Origin of the sequence: Caproiciproducens sp. MSJ-32 (assembly GCF_018918055.1) — a bacterium.
Classification (GTDB): Bacteria; Bacillota; Clostridia; order Clostridiales; family Clostridiaceae; genus Clostridium.
This window is the reverse complement of sequence record NZ_JAHLPS010000112.1, coordinates 1-6459: the sequence shown is the minus strand read 5'-3', so window position 1 is coordinate 6459 and position 6459 is coordinate 1. Positions and strand designations below refer to the sequence as shown.

Annotated in this window: 4 protein-coding genes and 1 pseudogene; 2 read left to right on the top strand and 3 right to left on the bottom strand. The window is 29.0% G+C overall.

Going from position 1 to position 6459, the window contains the following annotated elements; genetic code table 11:
• Positions 1 to 165: 165 nt before the first annotated feature.
• Positions 166 to 357 (bottom strand): hypothetical protein, encoded by a 192-nt coding sequence (locus KQI16_RS11720; protein WP_216434654.1) that lies wholly within the window; start codon positions 355 to 357, stop codon positions 166 to 168.
• A gap of 204 nt (positions 358 to 561) precedes the next feature.
• On the opposite strand from KQI16_RS11720, the gene pflB reads away from it, so the two are divergent.
• Together pflB and pflA are read left to right on the top strand one after the other, a co-directional pair.
• Positions 562 to 2736, top strand: a complete 2175-nt coding sequence (gene pflB, locus KQI16_RS11715) for a formate C-acetyltransferase (protein WP_216434652.1) — start codon at positions 562 to 564, stop codon at positions 2734 to 2736.
• 21 nt (positions 2737 to 2757) lie between these two features.
• Positions 2758 to 3477: a pyruvate formate-lyase-activating protein gene (gene pflA, locus KQI16_RS11710; RefSeq protein WP_216434649.1), complete on the top strand. Its 720-nt coding sequence runs from the start codon at positions 2758 to 2760 to the stop codon at positions 3475 to 3477.
• 74 nt (positions 3478 to 3551) lie between these two features.
• Here pflA and KQI16_RS11705 read toward each other — a convergent pair whose 3' ends face one another.
• Entirely contained in the window at positions 3552 to 3887 is a 336-nt protein-coding gene (locus KQI16_RS11705; RefSeq protein ID WP_216434647.1) for a hypothetical protein, read from the bottom strand.
• A gap of 171 nt (positions 3888 to 4058) precedes the next feature.
• Positions 4059 to 6245: pseudogene (locus tag KQI16_RS11700) on the bottom strand (DNA topoisomerase III).
• Positions 6246 to 6459 lie beyond the last annotated feature (214 nt).

Genomic DNA, 6459 nt, shown 5'->3' with positions numbered 1-6459 from the left:
TTGTGTTTTGTTTTTTGTAATTATATTTTAACACTAAAAAGGGATGATTTCTTTTTAATTTTTTTGAACAAAAAATCCTTTAATTTCAATGCCTTTCGGCATTACTTGCCGAATCCAAGATAAATATTTTTTTAGTCAAAAAAAATTAATTTTTTATTACATTTATTATCTAGTCATGTATCTTTTAAACAGTTCATCTGCTATTTCAGGATTAGTTTCTTTTAAATCATTTATATAAAGAAGGGCACTTCCCTTATAATCCTTCTCTTCTCCTAATAAAATTACCTCATAGCAGCTTCTTAATATATTTACAATACAATTATTAAATTTAACAATATTTTTTAAACTTTTTTTCAATTTTCTTAATATCCTTTATATAGCCTAAATGCTTGATTTTATCAAAATTTATGTTTGTTTTTTATCCTTTCTATGATATCATTATTCTATCTGATTTATATACTTTTTCCCTAAATAATTCAAAATTCAACTATTATTTATCAAAATTTATGTTATAATTTAGTTAAAGAGTATCTAAAATGCATATTTTAAGGAGGTACAGCCATGATAAATGTTAAAGAATTTATTGACAAGAATTATACACCATATTATGGAGATGAAAGCTTTTTAGCAGGCCCAACAGAAAGAACCACAGCACTATGGAAAAAAGTATTAGAGCTATTAAAGAAAGAAAATCAAACTGGTCCTATTGTTGATGACAAAACAATAGCCTCAATAACTGCTTATGGTCCAGGCTATATTGATAAAGATCTTGAAATAATAGTAGGACTTCAAACTGATGAACCACTAAAAAGAACCATGATGCCTTTTGGCGGGATAAGAATGGTGAAAAAATCAGTTGAATTATATGGTAAAAAATTAGATAAAAACATTGAAGAATTCTTCACAAAATATAGAAAAACTCATAATGACGGTGTTTTTGATGCCTATACTCAAGATATAAGAAATGCAAGAACTACTGGCCTAATTACTGGTCTTCCTGATGCATATGGTAGAGGAAGAATCATTGGTGATTATAGAAGAGTTCCTCTTTATGGAGTTGATACTTTAATAGAAGAAAAAATTAAAGAAAAGGATTCTATTACAATAATAAATGAAGAAACAATTAGATTAAGAGAAGAATTATCTGAACAAATAAAAGCTTTAAAGGAATTAAAGGAACTTGGAAATATCTATGGTTTTGATTTATCTAGACCTGCAGAAAATGCAAGAGAAGCAGTACAATGGCTATATTTAGCATACCTTGCTGCAGTAAAAGAACAAAACGGTGCTGCAATGTCCCTTGGAAGAGTTTCAACTTTCCTAGATATTTATATTGAAAATGATATTAAAAAAGGAATACTAACTGAAAGTGAAGCTCAAGAATTAATAGATCAATTCATTATTAAATTAAGAATTGTTCGTTTCTTAAGAACAAAGGAATATGATGAATTATTCAGCGGCGATCCAGTTTGGGTTACTGAATCTATTGGCGGTATGAACAATAATGGGCAAACTCTTGTTACTAAAACTTCTTATAGATTCTTGAATACACTATATAATTTAGGACCTGCTCCAGAACCAAACCTAACTGTTTTATGGTCAGAAAATCTTCCTCAAAACTTTAAGAACTTCTGTGCAAAAGTTTCTATAGATACAAGCTCTATTCAATATGAAAATGATGATTTAATGAGACCTAAGTTTGGTGATGATTATGGAATTGCTTGCTGTGTTTCTGCTATGAAGATAGGTAAACAAATGCAATTCTTTGGAGCTAGGGCTAACTTGGCTAAGGCCTTATTATATGCTATCAACGGCGGAATAGATGAAAAGAAATTTACTCATGTTATTCCTAACTTAGATCCTATTCCAGATGAAATTTTAGATTATGATAAGGTTATGGAAAACTATGATAAGGTTATGGATTGGTTAGTAAAAACTTATGTTGATGCATTAAATATTATCCACTATATGCATGATAAGTATAATTATGAAAGATTAGAAATGGCCTTACATGATAGAGATGTAGAAAGAATTTTAGCAACAGGTATTGCAGGCCTTTCCGTTGTTGCAGATTCTTTAAGTGCTATAAAATATGCGAAAGTAAGACCAATTAGAAATGAAGAAGGAATAACTGTTGATTTTGAAATTGAAGGAGACTTCCCTAAATACGGTAATGATGATGACAGAGTTGACAGCATTGCGGTAGAAGTTGTAGAAAAATTAATGAACAAAATAAGAAAACAACATCCTTATAGAAATGCTAAATTCTCTCAATCAATCTTAACAATTACATCAAACGTTGTTTACGGTAAAAAGACTGGTGCAACTCCTGATGGAAGAAAAGCTGGAGAACCTTTTGCACCTGGTGCAAACCCAATGCATAACAGAGACACTAATGGTGCTTTAGCTTCTTGCTTGTCAGTAGCTAAAATTCCATATGATCATTGTGAAGATGGAATATCTTATACTTTCTCAATAGAACCAAATTCTCTTGGTAAAGAAAGAGAAACAAAAATAAATAATTTAACATCACTTTTAGATGGATACTTCAAAAATGAAGGACATCACATTAATATAAATGTATTAAATAGAGATACCTTACTAGATGCAGTGGAACATCCAGAATTATATCCTCAATTAACTGTAAGAGTATCTGGATATGCAGTAAACTTTATAAAATTAACCAGAGAACAACAATTAGAAGTTATAAGCAGAACTTTCCACGAAAAAATCTAATAATATAAAGGAGTAATGATTATGACAAAAGGAAGAATTCATTCAATTGAAACAATGGGCTTGGTAGATGGTCCAGGAATAAGGACAGTAATATTTTTTCAAGGCTGCCTTTTAAGATGTTCCTATTGTCATAATCCTGATACATGGAATATTAATGGAGGCTATGAAATAGATGCGAAGGACTTAGTAAAAAAAGTCCTTCGTTACAAAGCCTTTTTCGAAAAATCTGGCGGTGGAGTTACATGTTCTGGTGGAGATCCCTTAATGCAGCCTGATTTTTTGCTAGAGTTTTTTAAACTTTGTAAAGAAAATAATATTCATACTACTTTAGATACTTCTGGGGTTGGTTTAGGCAATTATCCAGAAATATTAAGATATACAGATTTAGTTCTATTAGATATAAAACATCATGAAGAAGCTGAATATAAAAAAATAACAGGTAGATCAATGGATAGCTATAAGTACTTTGTAAAAGAAGTAGTTAAAGCAAATACTCCCCTATGGATAAGACATGTAGTTGTTCCTGGAGTTACAGACCATGAAGAACATATTAAAAATTTAGCTAAATACATAAAATCAACTTTTAATAATGTTGAAAAAATTGAGCTTCTACCCTATCATACTATGGGCGAAGAAAAATATAACAAACTTGGAATTGACTATAGGTTAAAAGGATTAAAAGCAATGGATAAAGATAGATGCCAAGAGTTAGAAAAAATTCTCTACGATAATAGCATTTAAAAGAAATATAAGGAGGATGTACCATCTTATAAAACAGATTGTACAATCCTCCTACTTTTATTTAAAATCTAATTTTATGTCCATAAACTATTATCAACTATTGTATTAATAGCTATTTCACCATTTTTTTCTCTTAATTCAAGGGTAATTAACCTTAAATCATTACCATTTAATTTACCATATACAATAACAGTATTACTTACATTTTTATAGATATAAGATAAAATTAAATTACATGATTCCCGGGCTCCAAGTGTATATAATTGCACTTCCCTAGATTCCATAGGTTTAAGTTCTTTTATAAGAGCTTTATAATTACCGTTCACTTTACCATCATGCCTTATACTAATATTGCTTAAACTATAATTAGTTAAATTTTTTACTATAACCCTCTGCATAAAATCATACATAAATTTCAATCCCCTTTTAAATTTATTTTTAATCCTTATAAAATGCTATAAATATATTATAATATAATTTAAACTATAATAGTTAATATTTTGTATTTTTAACACTTCTTCAAAAATAAAGAAATAGGGAATTAGTATTTATATTACCTATGGATTCCATATTTTTCATATTTATTTATCTTCTAAATTTAAATTACAAAGTAAGGCTGCAAATGGATTATTATTAAAGTCTTCTGCTTCCTTCTTCATTTTCTTTATTATGTTATTAACTTCTTTTTTATTCACTTTAACATTTTTATCAAATCTTTTTTCAAACTGTGATGCTTTTTCTCTAAAATTACAAGTAGCTCCTACACAAACATATATCTTCGCTTCCCCTTCTCCTCTAAGGTCAAGTTTTTTCTTACATTCAGGACATCTAACATTTGTAAATTTGGCCAAGTTTTCTCTATAGCCACATTCTCTATCCTGGCATACAAGCATTCTAGCATTTTTTCCCTTAACTTCAAGGAGATATTTACTACAGTTTGGGCACTTCCTTCCAGTTTGGTTATCGTGAATAAATTTGCTATTTTCTTCCTTTATTGATTCCACCAAAGCAATAGCATAATTTTTCATTTCCTTTTTAAAGGCATTTGGATCCTCTTTTCCCTTGCTTATTTTATCTAATTTATTTTCCCATTTTGCAGTTAATAGTGGTGATTTTAACTCTGCTGGTACTAATTCTATCAACTGCTTTCCCTTTGAAGTTGGAACTATTTCCTTGCCTCTCTTCTCTATAACAAAGGAGTTAAATAATTTTTCAATAATATCAGCTCTAGTTGCAACTGTTCCTAGTCCTCCAGTTTCATTGAGTGTTTTTGCTGCATCCTGTGAAACTACAATATATTTATGTGGATTTTCCATAGCTGACAAAAGGCTTCCTTCATCAAATCTTGATGGAGCTATAGTTTGCTTTTTAATTAAACTGACTTGTAAAATTTTAATCTTATCTCCCTTATTTAAATTAGGAAGCTCCTGGCTGTTTTCATATTCATTTAAATTATCTTTTTCATATAACTTCTTCCAACCCTTATTTTTAGTAATATAACCTTTGGCAGTAAATATTTCTCCATTTATTAATACCTTTAAATTAGTTTGTTCATATTCATAGGGTGGAAGCATTACACTTAAAAATCTCTTTACTACTAAGTCATAAATATTTCTTTCTTCACTACTTAAATTAATTTTATTCCCTCTTTCTTCTGTAGGGATTATAGCATGATGATCACTTACTTTCCTGTTATCAACAAAGTTTTTATTGGCTTTTATCCCTTCTTTAAGTAATTTTTCAGCATAAATTCTATATTCCCCTACTCCAATAGCCTTTAACCTTTCAGGAATTGTTTCAACTATATCAGAACTAATATATTTTGAATCTGTTCTTGGGTAAGTTAATAATTTATAATTTTCATAAAGTCTTTGCATTATATTAAGGGTTTGCTTTGCTGAATATCCCCAAATTTTATTTGCATCTTTTTGAAGTTCAGTTAAATTATAAAGGGCCGGTGAATATTTCTTTTTATTCGACTTAGTTATATCAATTACCTCACCATCATGGCCTTTAACTTTAGCTGTTAAAGCTTTAGCAAATTCCTTATTAAATATTGAAGAATTGCCCTTATTATTTACCTAATTTAATACGAAATTATTTCCTTTGACATTTAAAGTATAATAATCTTCTGGTTTAAAGTTTTTAATTTCTTCTTCCCTAGCAACTATCATAGCCAAAGTTGGAGATTGAACTCTTCCAGCAGATAGTTGAGCATTGTATTTACAAGTTAAAGCCCTAGTTACATTTAACCCAACTATCCAGTCAGCTTCTGCTCTACATACTGCTGCCTTATATAAATTCTCATATTCCCTTCCATCCTTTAAATTTTTAAATCCTTCTAATATAGCTTTATTAGTTTGGGATGAAATCCAAAGCCTCTTAATCGGCTTCTTTTTTACACCTGCTTTTTCTATTATCCATCTTGCAACAAGCTCCCCTTCACGACCTGCATCTGTTGCAATAATTATTTCATCAACATCATTTCTGTTTAATAACTTTTTTAACTCATAAAACTGCTTTGAAGTCTTTTTTAAAACAGTAAGTTTCATTTCCTTTGGAAGAATAGGAAGAGTTTCCATTGACCAATTTTTATATTTATCATCATATCCTTCAGGATCTTTTAATCCTATTAAATGCCCTAAAGCCCAGGTAATAATATATTTATTTCCTTCAATATATGTATTTTTATTTTGATTACATTTTAAAACCCTTGCTATATCTCTACCAACAGAAGGTTTTTCTGCTAGAACTAATGATTTTCCCATATTTTTTTCCTTTCTCTTTAGGCAACTGTATGATTTATTAGTTATAATTAACTATATCTAGTTTATATTATTATGTAAACTTGCAATTATTTTATGATAGCGTCAATTTACTGTAGGAAAAAATAATTATTATTCTCCCATAAATTATGAAGAAAGTTCAATCACTTATTTCAATCACTATTAGTTTAATATCATTTTTTGGTTCACTTAATAA

Bases quoted from the DNA above. Each gene is read 5' to 3' on its own strand.
- KQI16_RS11705 (WP_216434647.1), bottom strand. From the start codon at position 3,887: ATGTATGATTTTATGCAGAGGGTTATAGTAAAAAATTTAACTAATTAT.
- pflA (WP_216434649.1), top strand. From the start codon at position 2,758: ATGACAAAAGGAAGAATTCATTCAATTGAAACAATGGGCTTGGTAGAT.
- pflB (WP_216434652.1), top strand. From the start codon at position 562: ATGATAAATGTTAAAGAATTTATTGACAAGAATTATACACCATATTAT.